Below are 17044 nucleotides of genomic sequence, written 5' to 3'. Positions count from 1 at the left end.
GTGGTCAATCCCGAAGGCTGCAAAACCGGCCGACGTCGATGGACTCGAAGGTCTTGCTGATGTGGTGGAGGGCGATGCCCATGACGAAGACGGCCACGAAGACGTCGAGGAGCACGGACAGTTCCAGCCAGACCGAACCCTGGCCGGAAAGCGGGGTGCCGAGGAGAAAGATGCCGTTTTCGGCGGCCAGATAACCGATGACCTGGGTGAGCGCCTTTTGCCGGGCAATGACCAGGGTCAGGCCGGTGAAAATCGTGGTCAGGGCTGCCGGGAAAAGGAGCGGCGGGAAAAGGCCCGGCGGAAAGGGCAGCCTGGTTTCCAGCCACAGGGAAAACAGCAGGCCCGCCACCCCGGCCACCAGCGACAGGTTGAAGCCGAGGTAGGGCTCGACCACGGGGTTGACTTCCAGGCGCGAGAGAGTCCGGGCCAGGAGCCACGGGAACCCAACGCCCTTGATGGCGAAGACGGCCAGGGACAGGAACAGGGCATGGCCGTGGCCGACGCCGGTTTCCGGGCCGGCGAACAGGAGCGGCACCAGGGCCAGGAGCGCCCCCTGGACGGCGGTCAGGCGGGTGAGCGTGCGAAGGCGCGTGATGGCCAGGTAGGCCAGGTTGACGCAGACCAGGGCCACCATGACGGACTGAAAGAGTTCCACCGGCTACCTCCACACCGTAAGGACCAGGGACAAGGCGACCAGGGCCCCGGCCCCGCCGAGGAGGCGCGGCACGCGCTCCATGCGCAGCCGGGCCATGCCCGACTCCACGAGTCCTACGGCCACGGCCACGACAAAGACCAGGACCAGCCAGGCGCCCCAGGCGGCCACCGGGGACAGGCTTGCCACCGGGGTCATGGAGAGGGCGGTCAGCGAGCAGAACAGCCACAGCTTGAGCGAGGCGCCATAGACGATGGCGGCCATGTCCGGCCCGGAGTGGTCAAGGACCATGACCTCGTGGATCATGGTCAGCTCCAGGTGGGTGTTGGGGTCGTCCACCGGGATGCGGGAATTTTCGGCCAAAAGGAGGACAAAGAGGATGGCCGGCACGAAAAGCCGCTCCGGAGCCAGGGGGCCGACCGGGCCGGGGCCGAGCATGGCTGACAGGGACAGGCCCGAGGTGTCGGCGGCCAGGCTCAGAAAACAGAGGAACAGGACCGGTTCGGCCAGGGCGGAGAAAACGGCCTCGCGGCTGGCGCCCATGCCCTCGAAGCTCGATCCGGTGTCCAGGGCGGCCAGGAGCAGGGCCAGCCGGGACAGGCCGAGCAGGTAGGCCATGAACATGAAGTCCCCGGCAAAGGAGAGAGGGGCGGCCGCGCCCGGACCCGGCAGGAGGAGCAGGGCGCAGGCCACGGCGGCCAGGGACAGGCTCGGACCGGCGGCAAAGACCCAGGACGTGGTGGTGCTTATGACCGCGCCCTTGCGGACGAGCCTGGCCAGGTCGAAATAGGTCTGGAAGAGCGGCTTGCCGGCCCGGCCGCCAACCTTGGCCTTGACCCGGTTGATGATGCCGGGAATGAGCGGGGCCAGGACAAGGGCCACAAGGAGGTGGAGCAGCGTGTTCATGGCTTAGAGCTTCCAGGCCAGAAGCAGCACGACCGTGGCCAGGACGTAGAGGATGTAAAGATGGACCCGGCCGTGCTGCACCACCTTCATGGCGTCGCAGACCCGGCCGACGGCTTCGAAAAGAGGGAGGAAGACCGTGTTTTTCAGCCGGTCGGGACTGGCCACCGCCAGCCGCCCCCAGGCCGGGAAATAGCCCGGGTCCAGGTCCAGGCGGCGGGTCAGGCCCATGGCCCGGCCGAAGATCCGGGCCGCCGGCTCGGCAAAGGAGGCTTGGCCGTACTGGATGCGGGGGGAGGAGGCGGTGTAGCCGCAGCCCCAGGTGGGTCCCCAGCGCAGGCCGTTTTTGGCCAAAAGGCGCGACCGGACGCAGAGGAGACCCCCGGCCAGAATGGCCAGACAGGGGAAAACCGCGCCCACGGTCCACAGGATGCCGGTGGCCTGGGCCAGGGCGGCCCGGGCCGGGGCCGGGTCCAGGCCGGGAAAGGCCAGGGCCGCCTGGCCGGACAGGGACAGGAGCAGCGGGGCGCAGACGGCGGCGGCGACAATGCACAGGCAAAGAAACAGGAGGGCCGTGCGGGCCGCGCGACCGGCCGGGGCGGCCTTGGCCGCGGCCGGGGTCCGGGGCTCGCCGAGAAACGACAGGCCGGCGGCCTTGGCAAAGGCGGCCAGGGCCAGCCCGCCGACGGCCGCCAGCACGACCAGGGCGGCGGCCATGCCGACCCGGGGCAGCAGCCCGGGCAGGCCGGCGGTGGTCAGGCCTTCGAGCATGGCCAGGGCCAGGACCAGCTCCCCGGCAAAGCCGGACAAGGGCGGCAGGCCGGCGATGCCGAGGGAGGCCAGGGCAAAGGCGGCGCCGACCACGGGCATGCGCTTGCCAAGGCCGCCCAGGTGGGCGATGCGCACGCTGCCCACACTGTGGAGGACCTCGCCGGCGCATAGGAAAAGAAGGCCCTTGAAGGCCGCGTGGTTCAGCACATGAAAGACCGCGCCGGACAGGCCGAGCACGGCGATGGTTTCGTTGCCGGCCTGGCGGCCGACCAGGCCGAGGCCGAGGCCCAGGCAGGCCAGCCCCATGTTTTCCACGCTGGAATAGGCGAGCAGGCGCTTGAGGTTCCCCTGGGCCAGGGCCTGCAGGATACCCGAAACGGCGGAGACGAGGCCGACGGCAACCAGGGTCCAGCCCCACCAGACGGCGGCCGGTCCGAGCAGCTCCGCGGCCCGCCACAGGCCGTAGAGGCCGGCGCTGATCATGGCCCCGGACAGCACGGCCGAGACGTGGCTCGGGGCGGCCGGATGGGCTTCCGGCAGCCAGACGTGGAAGGGGAAAAAGCCGGCCTTGGCCCCGAATCCGGCCAGGGCCAGGAGGAACAGGACCGACGGCGCGGCGAGCTGGCCGCCTGCCGCGGCCTGGGCCAGGGCCTCGAAGGACGTGCCCCCGGCTGCGGCCCAGAAGGCGGCGAAAAAGGCCATGACGCAGACCGCACCGAGGTGGGCGGCCACGAGATAGATCCAGGCCGCCTCGCGGACCTCGGCCTCGTCGTCGTGAAAGCTTATGAGGAAAAACGGGGCCAGGGACATGAGCTCCCAGGCGATGAGAAAGGTGACGGCATCGCGGGCGGCCATGACCAGGGCCAGTCCGGCGAGGAGGAGGTTGAAGAAGAACCAGTGCGGCCCGAGCTTTCCCCGGCCGTTGTGGGCCAGATGGCCGGCCATGGCGGCCGCGCCGGCCACGGCGCAGGCCGCGCCGAGCAGGTAGACCGGGATGAGAAACAGGCGGCTGGCCGGGTCGAGGCCGAGGAGCAGGCCGCCGATGGGCAGGCCCCAGGGAAGCGCGATCTGGGTGGCGGCACTGGCCGGAGCGCCGAGCACGCCGGAGAGGCCCACAAGCGACCCGGCCAGGGCCCCGGCCGCCCCGACACGGCTGGCCGCGTCACGGCCGGACAGGCCGAGCGCGCCGAGCGCGCCGAGCAGGTACAGCGCCAGCGAGGCCTCGAAAATTTCCATGGCATTTCCCTTTCAAGCGATGCCGGCCGATCCGCCGGCGCGGGCACGAGATCGCCCCGAGTCGCTCGCAGCTATGCCGGGCGGCCCGGCATGTCAAGAAAACGGCCCGTGGCGGCCCTGCGGCAATGCCCTACTGCGAAAGGCGCATCCGCGTCATGGACGTCTTGAGATCGGAAGCCAGGTGGGCCAGGTCGGACACGGCCGAGGAGGCCAGCGACATGGTTCCGGCCGTATCTTCGGCAATGCGGTTGATCTGGTCGGTGGACCGGTTGATCTCCTCGGAGGTGGCCGACTGCTGTTCGGCGGCGGTGGCGATGCCGCGCACCTGGTCGGAGGTCTTTTCCACGAATTCGAGGATCTGGCGCAGGGCGTCGCCGGCCTTGTGGGCCAGGGCGTCGGCGTCCTCGATGACCTGGCTGGTCTCGTCGGTGGCGGCCATGTTGCGGCGGGCGCTTTCCTGGATGGCGCGGATGTAGTTGCTGACCTCCTTGGTGGCGGTCATGGTCTTTTCCGCGAGCTTTCGGACCTCGTCGGCCACGACCGCGAATCCCCGTCCGGCCTCGCCGGCCCGGGCCGCCTCGATGGCGGCGTTTAAGGCCAAGAGGTTGGTCTGGTCGGCGATGTCGGAGATGACCTGCATGATCTGGCCGATGCCCTGGGCCTGGTCGCCGAGGTCCTGCATTTCGGACTTGAGGCCGGTGGCCTTGGCGTTGACCGACTCCATGACCGTGATGACCCGCTCGACGAGTGCGGCGCCGGTGGTGGCCATGGCGTTGGCGTGGCCGGCCGTGGTCGCGGCGTCGCCGGCATTTCTGGCCACCTCCAGGATGGTGGCGTTCATCTCCTCGATGGCGGTCGCCACTTCGGCCGTGCGCGCGCGCTGGTCTTCCATGCCCTCGGTGGAGCGGGCGATCTGGCTGGTCATCTGTTCGGCCGCGGCGGCCAGGTTCTCGGACACGGCCGTGGCGTCGGCCACGCCCATGGCGATGCGCTGGTTCTGCTCGGTGATGGTCCGTTCCTTGAGCACCACGCCCGTAAAGTCGGCCACGGACACGAAGCCGCCGATAAGCTTGCCGTCGAAATCGAGGATGGGGGTCGCGAAAATGCTGATGTATTTGTGGTTGCCCTTGCGGGTATCGAATTCCGTCTTGGAGGTCTGGCGGGATTTCTCGCGGATGGCCTTGCCGACCACGGTGTCCTGGGACTTGCCGTAGAAAAAGAGGGCGAAGTTGCCGCCGAGGTGCTTTTCAGGCGGACCGTCGTTTTCGGTCAGGCGGACCATGGACTCGTTGAGCCATTTGAGGCCGCCCTTTTCGTCGACTATGGCCATGGGCGTGATGATGTTGCCGATCATGGCCTCGTCGCGGCTGAGGCGCTCCTTGAGGGTGGCCTCATGGGGGGCCATGGCGTCGCGAAGGTCTTCCACGCAAAGGAGCGGGTCGTCTTTGAGGCCGCAGTCGAACCGATTGGCGGTCATGGAGGCGAACGTCTGGGACACGCAGGCGAAGGCCGTCTGGATCCGGCTGTCGGTCCACAGGAGGAATCCCGTGCCCACGGCGAAGGCCAGCCCGAGGAGGCAGAAGGACAGCACGCCGCCGCCGGCCAGGGCGCTGGCGGACAGGAGGACGGCGTTTAGGAGGATGGCGGTGACGAGCGGCAGGCGTTTCATGGTCTCTCCTTCGGACGGCAGGCGAAGAGCCTTGTCAACAAACGGAGAGTCCGTAACGCATTACAGGTCAAACCGCAACACGCCGCCGCGAAACGGAAACAATTGCCCGCAAGGGAGGGATGCGCCGGCGAACGCGGCGGTGTGGCCAGGCCCCCGAACGGGGCCGCAAGGGGCGCCTGTTCCAGCGGGAAACGCCGCCTTGGAGTCCGCCCGGCCGGCCAGGCCAGCTGGGCGACCGCGAACGGCCGTGACGGCTAGAACTTGTAGGCGGGATTCTTCCTGGAAAAGTCCTGGTCCGTCAGGCCGACGTTTATCTTGACGTCCTTGTAGCGGTACTGTTCCACGAGGTCGCCTTTCTCATCGTAGCAGGTGATCCCGATCGGCATGAGAAATTCCTTGTCCACGTGGCAGACGATGCGGCTGGCGTAGTAGGTGCGGCCTTCCTTGGGCGAGAAGGTGACCTCGAACACGGTGGACGGCCGGCCCTCGAACACGGTGTCGGCCAGATCGCTGACGCCGAGTTCGGAGTGGCGGATGGCCGTCGGAATGTTTTCGCGCATCATCTGGATGATGAAGCCGAAACCGATGTCCGTGATGACGTGGCGGTTGTCAGCCCGCAGGACGGACCCTTTCGGGTCCAGGTTCCAGGTCAGGCCGGCGCCCGCGCCGTCGCTGTGGGCCACGACCTTGTTGCTGTTGGCGCCGTCCACGTAAATGGCTTCCTTGGTCGGGCCGTGGAGCCATTTCATATAGACCTGCAAGGGTTTGCGGAATTTGAGCGTAATGAATTCCTCGGGCAAAAGGACTTTTTTCACCCGCTCCTTCTTCTGGAAGATGGCGCAGTAGTCCACGATTTTGGCGTAGCTCGATTCCATCCTGCCGAGCAGGTCCATCAGCTCTTGTTTCGGGTCCGAGGCCAGGGCCGGACTCTGGAAGGCGGCCAGCCACAGGAGCGCCAGTGCAGTGACCAGCCAGACGGACCGGCCAAACCTGCCACGACGGGGAAAAAACGTGGGGAGGGGGAGGGAAGCTTCTTGAAAACGGGGGTATTTCATATTTTCTGGCATGGTTTTGTATTCCACGTGGTGCGTCCTATCGGCTTTCTTTAACCACGAATGCCGGGATTGTCCAACGGGCCAGGGGAAAAAAACGCGGTCCGGGCCCGCTCTTTCGCCGACGCGGCCGCCGTCCGTTCCGGCCGGCCACTCAGGGGGTCGGTCCGGGAAAGTCCATGGATACGCCCGGGTGGATGTTTTTCGATCCGGACCAGAGGCCGGGCGGCCACGATCGGCGGCCTCCGGCCGGTGGGAGAAAAAAAAAGCTGGTTCGCGTCCGCGAAACCGGGCAAGAATGGAGCTTCGTGGGAGACCCCCGCCGCCCGGAGGCCGCCGGCCCCGTGGCCGGGCGGCGGGGCCGGCGGCGAAGTGGCTTCGCCCGCTCTTTTTTCGCAACCAGAGGCCCTGCCGATCGGATGTGATGGAACATACCCTGCTTGAGCCAGGCCGCACCTGCCAGCGCATCGAGCGCGCGGACAAGGCGGCCGTCGTCGTGGACGGGGACCTGTACTTCCAGGCCCTGGACGAGGCCCTGGAGGCGGCCCGGGATTCGGTCTGGATCCTTGGCTGGGAGATCGACAGCCGCATGGTCCTGTCCGGACGGCCGGGGGAGGGCCGGGAGCATCGACTCGGCCCGCGCCTCAATGAAATCGCGGCCAAAAACCATGTCCGGGTCTATATCCTGACCTGGGATTTCGGCATGCTCTTCGCCATGGAACGGCAGTTCATGCCGGTCTTCGACCTGGGCTGGAATTCCCACCGGCTGATCCGCTTCGCCATGGACGCCGAGCATCCGCTCGGCGCGTCCCACCACCAGAAGATCGTGGTCATCGACGACGCCCTGGCCTTTGTCGGCGGCCTGGACCTGACCAAGCGGCGCTGGGACCTGCCGGGCCACGACAGCCGCCAGCCGCTGCGGGTGGATCCGGACGGCCTGCCCTATCCGCCCTTTCACGACATCCAGATGGCGGTCGGCGGACCGGCCGCCCGGGCTCTGGGCGACCTGGCCCGGGAACGGTGGCACCGAAGCCTCGGCGTCCGGCCGGCGCCGGCCCGAAGCGTCGGCGCGGTCTGGCCGGAAAGCCTGGTCCCCGAATTCACCGACATCCCGGTGGCCATCGCCCGCACGGAACCGGCCTTCAAGGGCCGGCCCGAGGTCCGGGAGGTGGAGGCCCTCTTTCTGGCCGCCATCGAGGCGGCCCGGCACAGCATCTACATCGAGAACCAGTATCTCACGGCCGTGTGCGTGGAGGAGGCCCTCGCCCGCCGCCTGGAGGAGCCGGACGGGCCGGAGATCGTCATCGTCCTGCCCCGGCAGCCCGTGGGCTGGCTCGAAGAGAACGTCATGGGCGTCTTGCAGGCCAAGGTCGGGACGGTCCTCGGCCGGGCCGACCGGCACGGGCGCCTGGGCCTCTATTATCCCCTGCCGCCCGGAGACGACGACGGCTACGTCAAGGTCCACTCCAAGCTCATGATCGTGGACGGCACCTTCCTGCGGGTCGGGTCGGCCAACCTCAACAACCGGTCCATGGGCCTCGACACGGAATGCGACCTGGCCCTGGAGAGCGGCGGCGACGAGGCCGTGACCCGGGCCATCGGCGCGGTCCGGTCCAGGCTGCTGGCCGAGCACCTGCGCGTGTCCCCGGAGGAGCTGGCCGATCTCCCGGCCGACGGCACGGGCCTCTTGCGCCGGGTCGCGGAACTGGCCGCCCGGACCGGCGGCATGCGGCCTTTCGCCTATCCCGACCAGGTTCCCCCGGTCCCGCTCACGGAGCTGTCCCTGTCCCTCGACCCGGAGCGTCCCGGGCAGGTGGACCGGCTGATGGACGCCTTCGTGGACGACCCCCGGCGGGGGGGCGGGCGCAGCATGTTCATCCTTTTTACCAGCGTGGCCGCCCTGGCCGTCCTGGCCCTTCTCTGGCGCTTCACGCCGCTCTCCGGGCTGGTCAGCCCCCGCACTATGGTCGCGTGGCTGCGGTCCGTGGAGCAGGGGCCGCTGACCCCTCTTGTCGTCGTCGGCATCTATGTGGCCGCAAGCCTGGTCCTTTTCCCGGTTTCGGTCCTTATCGCCGGCATGGCCCTGGTTTTCCCGCCCTTTTCCGGCATCTTCCAGTCCCTGGCCGGCTGCCTGGCGGCCAGCGCCGTCACCTACTGGCTCGGGGCCGGGCTTGGCCGGGGCACCATCCGGCGGCTGGCCGGCCGGCGCCTCAATCGCCTAAGCCGCCACCTGGCCTCGCTCGGCGTCCTGGCCGTCATGTTCGTGCGGCTCGTGCCCGTGGCTCCGTTCTCGATCATAAACATGGTGGCCGGGGCCTCGCACCTGCCCTTTGGCCGGTTCATGCTCGGCACGTTTCTCGGCATGGCGCCCGGCATCGTCATCCTGTCCCTTTTTACCGACCGCCTGCGCCAGGCCATTGTCCAGCCCGGCTGGCGGAACCTGAGCCTGTTCCTGCTCGCGGCCGGGGCCCTGCTGCTCGTTTCCCTGCTGGTCCGAAAGCGCCTGCGCCGGGACCAGGACGAGGCCCGGGACCGGACCGGAGGAGAGCAGCCGTGAACGCCGGGCCCGGCGCGCTCCTGCGGGTGGCCACCTACAACGTCCACGGCTGGAAGAGCCTCGGCGGCCGGCGGGATATCGGCCGATTCGTGGAAACCATCCGGGAGCTGGCTGCGGACGTGGTGGCCCTGCAGGAGGTGGTCATGCCGCCGCTGATCGAGGAGGAGTGCCTGGAGCGGGCCGTGGCCGGGCCGCTCGGCATGCATGCCGTGTCCGGCCCGACCCTCACGCGCCTGGGGACCGAGTACGGCAACGCGCTCCTTACCCGTTTCCCGGTGGAGCAGTCGCGGGGCCATGACCTGAGTGTCCGGGGCTGCGAACCGCGTGGGGCGGTGGAGGTGGTCCTGGCCGTGCCCGGAGGCAGGCTCCGGGTCATCGCCACCCATCTCGGGCTGCGGGCCAGGGAACGGCGGATCCAGACCGAGGCCCTGCTCGCCCTGGTCCGGGAGCGGCAGGACGTGCCCACGGTCCTCCTTGGCGACTTCAACGAGTGGATGCCGGCCAACCGCACGGTGCGGGCAGTAAGCCGCGAGCTTGGGGCCACGCCCGCGCCGGCCACTTTTCCGTCCTGCTTTCCGGTCCTGTCCCTGGACCGGATCTGGACCTCGCCGGGACTGGCCCTGACCAGCCTTCGCCGCCACCGGCCCGCCTACGCCACCTGCTCGGACCACCTGCCGCTGGTGGCCGAACTGCGCCACCCGGGGAACGGAATCGACAAAAATAACGGAGAAACCCGCAAGAACGAATTGTAAGGGCGCAACCCTAGACGCTCACGGTGCCGGCTCCCACCTGCCCGGCCTGCCGCAGGGCCTCCTCGCCGAAGACCTCGGCCATGACGTCCAGGGCGAACCGGGCCGAGACCGTGGCCGGGCCGCCGCCCATTTCGATGCCCACTTCCACGGCTTCGAGGACCTGGCGCAGGTCCGCCCCGGCGGCGGCCGCCTGCTCGATGTGCCACTGCATGCAGGACCGGCAGTCGATGACCACCGAGATGCCGACCGCGATGAGTTCCTTGGCCATCTTGGGCAGGGCCCCGTCGGCGTAGGCGGCCCGCTCCATGTCCAGAAAGGCGGCGTAGGTCGGGGAACGGAGATCGAGGAGCCGTTTGTGGGCCTTTTTGCGGTCACGGGTCAGTTGGGACAGGGTCTCGTTCATGGCGGGCCTCCTGTTTGATGGTTCGCAATGCGGATGCCGCGCGTGGCGGCCCGGACGCAGCATAGGCGGCGCAAAGGCGACAGAGCAAACGAATTCCCTTGAACAGGATGTTCGGAAAAAACGAACGGATGACGAGCCGGCACCGCTCGCGACGGGACAGGGGGTCCGGGGGGATGATCCCCCCGGTGGGGTGGGTCCAGGGAGGGGCGGCGTCCCTCCCTGGCCGCCGGAGGCCTCTTTCCGTCTCTCCTGCTAAACCACCACCGGCGTGAAGCCGGCGGCGCGCAGGGCGTCGACCACGGACTGGCCGTGCTCGCGGTCCCGGGCCTCGAAGGAGATCTCGATGCTGGCCTCCTTGGCCGGCAGGGCCAAGAGCGTCCGGTGGTGCTGGATCTCCATGATGTTGGCCCCAAGATCGCGAAGGACGCCCGTCACCCGGGCCAGGCCGCCGGGCCGGTCGCCGAGGGTGAGGCGCAAGGTCACGATGCGGCCGTCGCGGATGAGCTGGCGGGTGATGACCTGGGCGAGCAGGCGCGGGTCGATGTTGCCGCCGGAGAGGATAAGCCCCACCTTGCGGTTTTTGAACCGGGTCGGCCGGGCGAGCAGGGCGGCCAGGGCCGCGGCCCCGGCCCCCTCGGCCACGGTCTTCTCCACGAAGAGATAGAGGGCCACCGCCTCTTCGAGCTGGGGCTCCTCGACCAGGAGCACGGCGTCCACCCGGGCCCGAACCACTTCGCTCGTGAGCTTGCCCGGGAACTTGACCGCGATGCCCTCGGCGATGGTGTTGCCCTCGCCCTGCAGGGGCTCGCCGCGCAGTTCGCACAGCATCGACGGGTAGCAGGCCGCCTGGACGCCCACGACCTCGATGCCGGGCCGCACGCCCTTGGCGGCCGTGGCCACGCCGGAGATGAGCCCGCCGCCGCCGATGGGGCAGACGATGACCTCCAGGTCCGGACAGACGTCGAGCATTTCCAGGGCCACCGTGCCCTGGCCGGCCATGACCTCGGGGTCGTCAAAGGGGTGGATGAAGGTGAGGCTCCGCTCCCTGGTCACGCGCTCGGCCTCGGCATTGGCCTCGGCCAGGGTCTCGCCGGCCAGGATGACGGTCGCCCCGTGGGCCTTGGTGTGCTCCACCTTCACCGAGGGCGTGGCCGCCGGCATGACGATGGTGGCCGGGATGCCGAGCTGGCGGGCATGGTAGGCCACGCCCTGGGCATGGTTGCCGGCGGACATGGCGGACACGCCCCGGGCCCGCTGGTCCGCGTCCAGGGTCAAAAGCTTGTTCAAGGCCCCCCGTTCCTTGAACGAGGCCGTGAACTGATGGTTCTCGAACTTGACCATCACGTGGGCCCCGGTCAGTTCGGACAGCACCCGGGAATGGAGGAACGGAGTGGGCCGAAGCCTTGGGGCCAGCCGAAGGGCGGCGGCCCGGACATCTTCGAGTTCGATCATGGCGCGTTGTCCTCGTACGACGTTGCGGACGTTGCGGGCTTTGGGGGGGAGCTGGGAAGGAGACTTCAGGGCAAAGGCTCGAAGCGCCCCTTGTCGCGGTTCTTGCGCACGGCCCCGGCCGCGAAGACCCGGCCATTCATGGCGATGTAGACCCCTGGCGGCAGGGACTGGACCGCGCCCACGGCGCAGCCGACGTTAAACGTCGCGTCCGAGGCGGCGAACCGGGCCGGGCTCATGGCCCCGGTCAGGACGATGACCTTGTCCGGCAGGCCGGAGAGCACCTTGGCGGTTTCGGCCATGGTGTCCGTGCCGTGGGTGACAAGGACCAGGCGCCTCGGGTCGGCCGCGATGCGGTCGCGAAGCGTCGAGCGCTCCTCGTCGGTCACATACAGGCTGTCCTTCCTGGCCACCTCGATGACCTCGAAGTCCAGGTCCACATTGGCCGCGCGAAGGATCGGCCCGACCTGCGGATCGCCCACGGTGTAGTCCGACAGGTCGTCGAAATAGACCTTGTCGATGGTCCCGCCCATGGAAAAGACGGCTATTTGCATGATTATGCCTCCGGCGGCCAGGGAGGGGCGCCGCCCCTCCCTGGACCCACCCTGCCGGGGGGGATCATCCCCCCCGGACCCCCCGAAAGGGGGTGCTGTAAATAATTGGAGATACGTTTCGAGAAGCGCGGCTCGGCCAATACCCCCATTGAGGGGGTCCGGGGGGAATCATTCCCCCCGGCCGCCGGAGGCATTCCTCCTCTTCCCTTCTACCCGCCCAGATAGGCCGCCCGCACGCGTTCGTCGGCGATGAGTTCCTCGCCGGTGCCCTGGAGGGTGACGACGCCGGTTTCGAGCACGTAGGCGTAGTGGGCCACCTTGAGGGCTGCGTAGGCGTTTTGCTCGACCAGGAGCACGGTCATGCCCTTGGCGTTTATGGTGCGGATGATGTCGAAGACTTCGCGGACGAGCAGCGGGGCGAGACCGAGGCTCGGCTCGTCGAGCATGACCAGGTCCGGCTCGCTCATGAGGGCCCGGCCGACGGCCAGCATCTGCTGCTCGCCGCCGGAAAGGGTGCCGCCTTTCTGGTTGCGCCGTTCGCTCAGGCGCGGGAAGAGTTCGAGGACCCAGGCCAGGTCCCTGGCAATGCCGTCCTTGTCGCTGCGGCTGTAGGCCCCGAGGTGCAGGTTTTCGAGGACCGTCAGGTGCGGGAAGATGCGCCGGCCCTCGGGGGACATGACGATGCCGGCCTTGACGATGCCGACCGGGTCCAGGCCCGTGATGTCCTTGCCGTTCCAGGCGATGGTGCCGCGCCGGTTTTTGCAGAGGCCCGAAATGGCGCGCAGCGTGCTGCTTTTCCCCGCGCCGTTGGCCCCGATCAGGGTCACGATCTGGCCCTTGGGGACATCGAGGGAGATGCCTTTGACGGCCTGGATGCCGCCGTAGGCAATGTGGAGGTCGCGGATCTCAAGCATGGAGGTCCTCCTCGCCGAGATAGGCCAGGATGACCTTGGGGTCGTTCCGGATGGCCTCGGGGGGGCCTGCCGCGATGATCTGGCCGTAGTCCAGGACAAAGATGTGTTCGCAAATCCCCATGACCACCTTCATGTCGTGTTCGATCAAAAGGACGGTGAGCTTGAAGTCGTCGCGGATGGCCCGCACGAAGCCCATGAGATCCTCGGATTCCTGGGGGTTCATGCCGGCGGCCGGTTCGTCCAAAAGGAGAAAGGACGGCCCGGTGGCCAGGGCCCGGGCGATCTCCAGGCGGCGCTGGGCCCCGTAGGACAGGCTCGACGCCTTTTCCCCGGCCAGGTCGGCCAGGCCGACCACGTCGAGGAGCTCCAGACAGTGGCTTCGGATGGCCCGGTCCTCGCGGGTGGAGGCCGGGGTGAAGACGAGCGTTTGCAGCCAGCCGGTCTTCTGGCGCAGGTGGCGGCCGATCATGACGTTTTCGAGCACGGTCTCGTTGGTGAAGAGGCGTATGTTCTGAAACGTCCGGGCCACGCCGGCCTTGCAGACCTTGTGCGGCGGCAGGCCGCCGATGGGCCGGCCCTCGAAGAGGACCTCGCCCGAGGTCGGGCGGTAAAAGCCGGTGATCATGTTGAAGCAGGTGGTCTTGCCGGCGCCGTTGGGGCCGATAAGCCCGGTGATGCTCCCCCGGGCGATGGACACGGAGAAATCGGACACGGCCAGGAGCCCGCCAAAACGCATGGTCAGGTCGCGGGTTTCGAGAATCACGTCGTTTGGCATGATCAAGCCTTCCCCCGGGAGAAGACGCCGGCGATGGAGCGCCAGGTCAGTTCGCGCATGCCCATGAGGCCCTCGCGACGAAAGAGGATGATGACGATAAGGGCCAGGGAGAAGACCACCATGCGCATGCCCGGAATGCCCGGCAGGGAGAACCCGAGGACATCCACCGGGTTTTCCACGATGCGCAGCCATTCGAGCAGCACGGTGATGCCGATCCCGGCCAGGACCGATCCGGAAAGCGACCCCAGCCCCCCGGCCACCACGATCATGAGCACGTTGAACGTCAGCGTGAAGAGGAACATCTTGGGATCGATGGTGGTCAGCAGGCTCGCGATCAGGGCGCCGCCGACGCCGGCGAAAAACGAGCCCACCGCGAAGGACAGGAGCTTGTAGCGGAAGACGTCCACGCCCATGGCCTTGGACGCGGTCTCGTCGTCGCGGATGGCCTTGAGCACGTTCCCGGTGTTGCTCTGGAGCAGCCGCACGATGACGTAGAGGGTGATGACGGCGAAGCCGTAGTTCCACCACAGGTTGGCGTAGGACGGGATGCCCTTGAAGCCGAGGGCGCCGTTGGTCAGGCGCGGGATGTTGTTGGCCACCACCCGGATGATCTCGGCAAAGCCCAGGGTGGCGATGCCGAGGTAGTCGTCGCCAAGGCGCAGGAGCGGAAAGCCGACGATGACCCCGAAAAGCGCCGCCACGGCCCCGCCGGCCAGGACGGCCACCAGAAACGGCGCATGGGCGGCCACCACCCAGTCGAAGGCCGGCTGGAGGATGAAAAGGGTGTCCTTCTGCTCGGGCGTCATGATGAGGATCGAGCAGACATAGGCGCCGATGGCCATGAAGCCGGCGTGCCCGAGGCTGAAAAGGCCCGTGAACCCGTAAATGAGGTTCAGGGACAGGGCCAGGATGATGTTGATGGCAATGAGGTTCAGGATCTGGATCTGGTATCCGTCGCAGTTGGCCTCGGCGAAAGCCAGGAAAAGGCCGAGGGCCGCCAGGGCGAGGACATTGAGCAAAATGGTGCGGCCGCGTCGCATCAGACTTTATCCTCCGGTCGTTCGCCGAAAAGGCCGGTCGGTTTGACCATAAGGACCAGGATCAGGAGCACGAAGGCGAACGCGTCCCGGTAGCCGGCCAGGTCGGGAAAAAAGGCCACGGTCATGATCTCGATGAAGCCCAGGGCCAGGCCGCCGACGACCGCCCCCTGGATGGAGCCGATGCCCCCGAAGACGGCGGCGATAAACGCCTTGAACCCCGGGATGGTGCCCATGATGGGCTGGAGCTGCGGGTAGCGCAGGGCCCACATGATGCCGCTGGCCGCGGCCAGGGCCGAGCCGATGCCGAAGGTGATGGCGATGACCCGGTTGACGGGCACGCCCATGAGGTAACTCGTCTCGATGTCCTTGCTGATGGCCCGCATGCCAAGGCCGGTCTTGGTCCGGTAGACGATGTAGACCAGGCCGAGCATGAGGGCCAGCGAGAGCAGGGGGACGAAAAGGGTCAGCGGCAGGACGCGCACATCGCCCATGAGAATGGGATTTTCCAGCCAGGACGGGCGGTAGACCTCCCGGGGGATGGCCTGGAAAAAGACGATGGCCACGTTTTGCAGGAAAAAGGAGACGCCGATCGAGCTGATGAGGGCCGAGATGCGCGGGGCGTCGCGAAGCGGCCGGTAGGCCACCTGGTCGACCAGCACGCCGAGGCTTGCGGTCACGGCGATGGCGAGCACCATGGCCACGGGCCAGGGCAGGTGGCCGAGGGTGATGCCCCAGAAAACGAAATAGGCCCCGAGCATGAAGATTTCGCTGTGGGCGAAGTTGATCAGGCGCAGAATGCCGTAGACCATGGTGTAGCCGATGGCCACCAGGGCGTAGAGGCTGCCAAGCGTCAGGCTGTTTAAGAGATGCTGGACGAACGTGGCCAAATTCATGGGAAGTCCTTGTCACGTAGGGGCTGCCGGCGGACCGGGCCACGCCTTGGCCGCTCCCGGCGGACAGGGGTCCGGCCGGGAGCGGCGAGGCGGCAGAGGGTCTTAGAGTTCGGGGACGATTTCGCCTTCATAGGTCTTCTTGCCGCTTTTGATCTCCACGATGCCCACGGGCTTTTCCGCGTCATGGGTGGCGTTGATCGTGGTGGTGCCGGTCACGCCCACAAAACCCTTGGTCTCGGCCAGGGCCTTGGTGATGGACTCGGGATCGGCCTTGCCGGTCCGGGTGATGGCGTCGAGGATCAGCATGTAGGCGTCGTAGCCAAGGGCCGAGTTCACGTTGGGCTCCTTGCCGGGATACAGGGCCTTCCAGCTGTCGGTGAACTTCTTGGCCATGGGGCTCATGTTCTTCATGGACGGGTCGTAGGGGAAGGTGGTGTGGATGAATCCTTCCACGGCCTTGCCGCCGATGTCCGTGATCTTGGGGTTGTCCATGGCGTCGCCGCCCATGATCTTGAAGGTGGCGCCGAGTTCGGCGGCCTGCTTCATGATGATGGCGCCCTCGGCGAAGTAGGAGGGAATGAAAAGGACGTCGGGCTTTTCGCTGATGATCTTGGTCAGCTGGGCGGTGAAGTCCTGGTCGCCGGACTGGTAGTTGAGGGTGGCGACCATCTTGCCGCCGAGCTTGGTGAAGGAGCGCTCGAAGTACTTCGACAGGCCGACGGAGTAGTCGTTGGCCACGTCCACCAGCATGGCGGCCTTTTTGAGCCCCAGGTTCTTGTAGGCGTAGGTGGCCGCGCCGGCGCCCTGGTAGGGATCGATGAAGCAGACCCGGAAGATGTACTTCTTGCCCTGGGTCACGAGGGGGTTGGTGGCGCTGGTGGCCACCACGGGGATGCGGGCCTTTTCCGCCACCTCGCCGCCGGCCATGGCCAGGGAGGAGCCGTAGGTGCCGATGATGGCCTGGACTTTTTCCTTTTCGATCAGGCGCTGGACCGCGTTGGCGGCCTCGACCTTGTCGGACTTGTTGTCCACCACGAAGAGCTCGACCTTCTTGCCGAGCACGGTGGGGGTCTCCTTGTTGGCCATCTGGACGCCTTCGAGTTCGAGCTGGCCGCCGAAGGCGTTCTGGCCGGTCAGCGGCAGGAAGACGCCGATCCGGACCACGTCGTCGGCGCTCCAGGCCGCGTTGGCAAAGCCCAGGACCAGGGCCAGACACAGAAGCAGCAGTTTACGCATGTCACTCCCTCCACGTTGCAGGTTGATGCCTGATCGATCCCTTGGCCGGGCCGCTCACAGCGAGACCACGGCCGACAATTTTTTGGCCAGTTCCACCAGGTAGCCGGCGAACTGGTCTTCAAACGCCTTCATGGAATAGGTCGCGGTGGACGAGTCGAAGCTGACCGCGCCGATGACCGCGCCGGTAC

The 17044-nt window shown here is 67.5% G+C and carries 16 protein-coding genes (1 of these 16 cut by a window edge); 2 read left to right on the top strand and 14 right to left on the bottom strand.

Annotated elements, in window-relative coordinates; genetic code table 11:
- Positions 1-4: 4 nt before the first annotated feature.
- From DFW101_RS08125 to DFW101_RS08105, 5 genes are all read right to left on the bottom strand, one after another.
- Positions 5-655, bottom strand: a complete 651-nt coding sequence (locus tag DFW101_RS08125) for a hydrogenase-4 component E (protein ID WP_009109225.1) — start codon at positions 653-655, stop codon at positions 5-7.
- Between the two features lie 3 nt (positions 656-658).
- A complete protein-coding gene (locus DFW101_RS08120) occupies positions 659-1558 on the bottom strand; it encodes a respiratory chain complex I subunit 1 family protein (protein ID WP_009181024.1) in 900 nt (299 codons plus the stop codon).
- Positions 1559-1561: 3 nt separating this feature from the next.
- A complete protein-coding gene (locus DFW101_RS08115) occupies positions 1562-3562 on the bottom strand; it encodes a proton-conducting transporter transmembrane domain-containing protein (RefSeq protein ID WP_009181023.1) in 2001 nt (666 codons plus the stop codon).
- 130 nt (positions 3563-3692) lie between these two features.
- Positions 3693-5231: a methyl-accepting chemotaxis protein gene (locus tag DFW101_RS08110; protein ID WP_009181022.1), complete on the bottom strand. Its 1539-nt coding sequence runs from the start codon at positions 5229-5231 to the stop codon at positions 3693-3695.
- A gap of 254 nt (positions 5232-5485) precedes the next feature.
- Positions 5486-6298 carry a DUF1571 domain-containing protein gene (locus tag DFW101_RS08105; protein ID WP_009181021.1) on the bottom strand — a complete coding sequence of 271 codons (813 nt, stop codon included), beginning with the start codon at positions 6296-6298 and terminating at the stop codon, positions 5486-5488.
- Positions 6299-6707: 409 nt separating this feature from the next.
- On the opposite strand from DFW101_RS08105, the gene DFW101_RS08100 reads away from it, so the two are divergent.
- On the top strand, positions 6708-8840 hold the full coding sequence (locus tag DFW101_RS08100) for a VTT domain-containing protein (protein ID WP_009181020.1): 2133 nt from the start codon (positions 6708-6710) through the stop codon (positions 8838-8840).
- Complete coding sequence (locus DFW101_RS08095) at positions 8837-9592, top strand: endonuclease/exonuclease/phosphatase family protein (RefSeq protein ID WP_009181019.1); 756 nt, start codon at positions 8837-8839, stop codon at positions 9590-9592. Before DFW101_RS08100 ends, DFW101_RS08095 begins: the two co-directional genes overlap by 4 nt.
- A gap of 10 nt (positions 9593-9602) precedes the next feature.
- Here DFW101_RS08095 and DFW101_RS08090 read toward each other — a convergent pair whose 3' ends face one another.
- The 9 genes from DFW101_RS08090 to DFW101_RS08050 form a co-directional block, all read right to left on the bottom strand.
- A complete protein-coding gene (locus DFW101_RS08090) occupies positions 9603-9995 on the bottom strand; it encodes a carboxymuconolactone decarboxylase family protein (protein ID WP_009181018.1) in 393 nt (130 codons plus the stop codon).
- Between the two features lie 252 nt (positions 9996-10247).
- Entirely contained in the window at positions 10248-11447 is a 1200-nt protein-coding gene (locus tag DFW101_RS08085) for a threonine ammonia-lyase (protein ID WP_009181017.1), read from the bottom strand.
- Positions 11448-11512: 65 nt separating this feature from the next.
- The gene (locus tag DFW101_RS08080) at positions 11513-11998 is read right to left on the bottom strand and encodes an asparaginase domain-containing protein (RefSeq protein WP_009181016.1); all 486 of its coding nucleotides are present in this window, start codon (positions 11996-11998) and stop codon (positions 11513-11515) included.
- A 209-nt stretch (positions 11999-12207) separates the two neighbouring features.
- Complete coding sequence (locus DFW101_RS08075; protein ID WP_009181015.1) at positions 12208-12912, bottom strand: ABC transporter ATP-binding protein; 705 nt, start codon at positions 12910-12912, stop codon at positions 12208-12210.
- Entirely contained in the window at positions 12905-13687 is a 783-nt protein-coding gene (locus DFW101_RS08070) for an ABC transporter ATP-binding protein (protein WP_009181014.1), read from the bottom strand. The genes DFW101_RS08075 and DFW101_RS08070 overlap by 8 nt, the downstream gene beginning before the upstream one ends.
- Before the next feature lie 2 nt (positions 13688-13689).
- On the bottom strand, positions 13690-14727 hold the full coding sequence (locus tag DFW101_RS08065) for a branched-chain amino acid ABC transporter permease (protein WP_009181013.1): 1038 nt from the start codon (positions 14725-14727) through the stop codon (positions 13690-13692).
- The gene (locus DFW101_RS08060; RefSeq protein ID WP_009181012.1) at positions 14727-15620 is read right to left on the bottom strand and encodes a branched-chain amino acid ABC transporter permease; all 894 of its coding nucleotides are present in this window, start codon (positions 15618-15620) and stop codon (positions 14727-14729) included. The genes DFW101_RS08065 and DFW101_RS08060 overlap by 1 nt, the downstream gene beginning before the upstream one ends.
- Before the next feature lie 102 nt (positions 15621-15722).
- The gene (locus DFW101_RS08055) at positions 15723-16856 is read right to left on the bottom strand and encodes an ABC transporter substrate-binding protein (protein WP_009181011.1); all 1134 of its coding nucleotides are present in this window, start codon (positions 16854-16856) and stop codon (positions 15723-15725) included.
- Positions 16857-16910: 54 nt separating this feature from the next.
- Positions 16911-17044 carry the final stretch of an IclR family transcriptional regulator gene (locus tag DFW101_RS08050; protein WP_043642777.1) on the bottom strand. Its footprint extends 634 nt past the window's final position, so only the last 134 of its 768 coding nucleotides appear in the window; its start codon lies beyond the right edge, outside the window; it ends in the stop codon at positions 16911-16913.

It is taken from the genome of Solidesulfovibrio carbinoliphilus subsp. oakridgensis (assembly GCF_000177215.2).
GTDB classification, from domain to species: Bacteria; Desulfobacterota; Desulfovibrionia; order Desulfovibrionales; family Desulfovibrionaceae; genus Solidesulfovibrio; species Solidesulfovibrio carbinoliphilus.
Note: the sequence above shows the minus strand (reverse complement) of the source record. Positions and strands in the feature narration are given on the sequence as shown.

Bases quoted from the DNA above. Each gene is read 5' to 3' on its own strand.
- DFW101_RS08120 (WP_009181024.1), bottom strand. From the start codon at position 1,558: ATGAACACGCTGCTCCACCTCCTTGTGGCCCTTGTCCTGGCCCCGCTC.
- DFW101_RS08115 (WP_009181023.1), bottom strand. From the start codon at position 3,562: ATGGAAATTTTCGAGGCCTCGCTGGCGCTGTACCTGCTCGGCGCGCTC.
- DFW101_RS08110 (WP_009181022.1), bottom strand. From the start codon at position 5,231: ATGAAACGCCTGCCGCTCGTCACCGCCATCCTCCTAAACGCCGTCCTC.
- DFW101_RS08105 (WP_009181021.1), bottom strand. From the start codon at position 6,298: ATGCCAGAAAATATGAAATACCCCCGTTTTCAAGAAGCTTCCCTCCCC.
- DFW101_RS08100 (WP_009181020.1), top strand. From the start codon at position 6,708: ATGGAACATACCCTGCTTGAGCCAGGCCGCACCTGCCAGCGCATCGAG.
- DFW101_RS08090 (WP_009181018.1), bottom strand. From the start codon at position 9,995: ATGAACGAGACCCTGTCCCAACTGACCCGTGACCGCAAAAAGGCCCAC.
- DFW101_RS08085 (WP_009181017.1), bottom strand. From the start codon at position 11,447: ATGATCGAACTCGAAGATGTCCGGGCCGCCGCCCTTCGGCTGGCCCCA.
- DFW101_RS08080 (WP_009181016.1), bottom strand. From the start codon at position 11,998: ATGCAAATAGCCGTCTTTTCCATGGGCGGGACCATCGACAAGGTCTAT.
- DFW101_RS08075 (WP_009181015.1), bottom strand. From the start codon at position 12,912: ATGCTTGAGATCCGCGACCTCCACATTGCCTACGGCGGCATCCAGGCC.
- DFW101_RS08070 (WP_009181014.1), bottom strand. From the start codon at position 13,687: ATGCCAAACGACGTGATTCTCGAAACCCGCGACCTGACCATGCGTTTT.
- DFW101_RS08065 (WP_009181013.1), bottom strand. From the start codon at position 14,727: ATGCGACGCGGCCGCACCATTTTGCTCAATGTCCTCGCCCTGGCGGCC.
- DFW101_RS08060 (WP_009181012.1), bottom strand. From the start codon at position 15,620: ATGAATTTGGCCACGTTCGTCCAGCATCTCTTAAACAGCCTGACGCTT.
- DFW101_RS08055 (WP_009181011.1), bottom strand. From the start codon at position 16,856: ATGCGTAAACTGCTGCTTCTGTGTCTGGCCCTGGTCCTGGGCTTTGCC.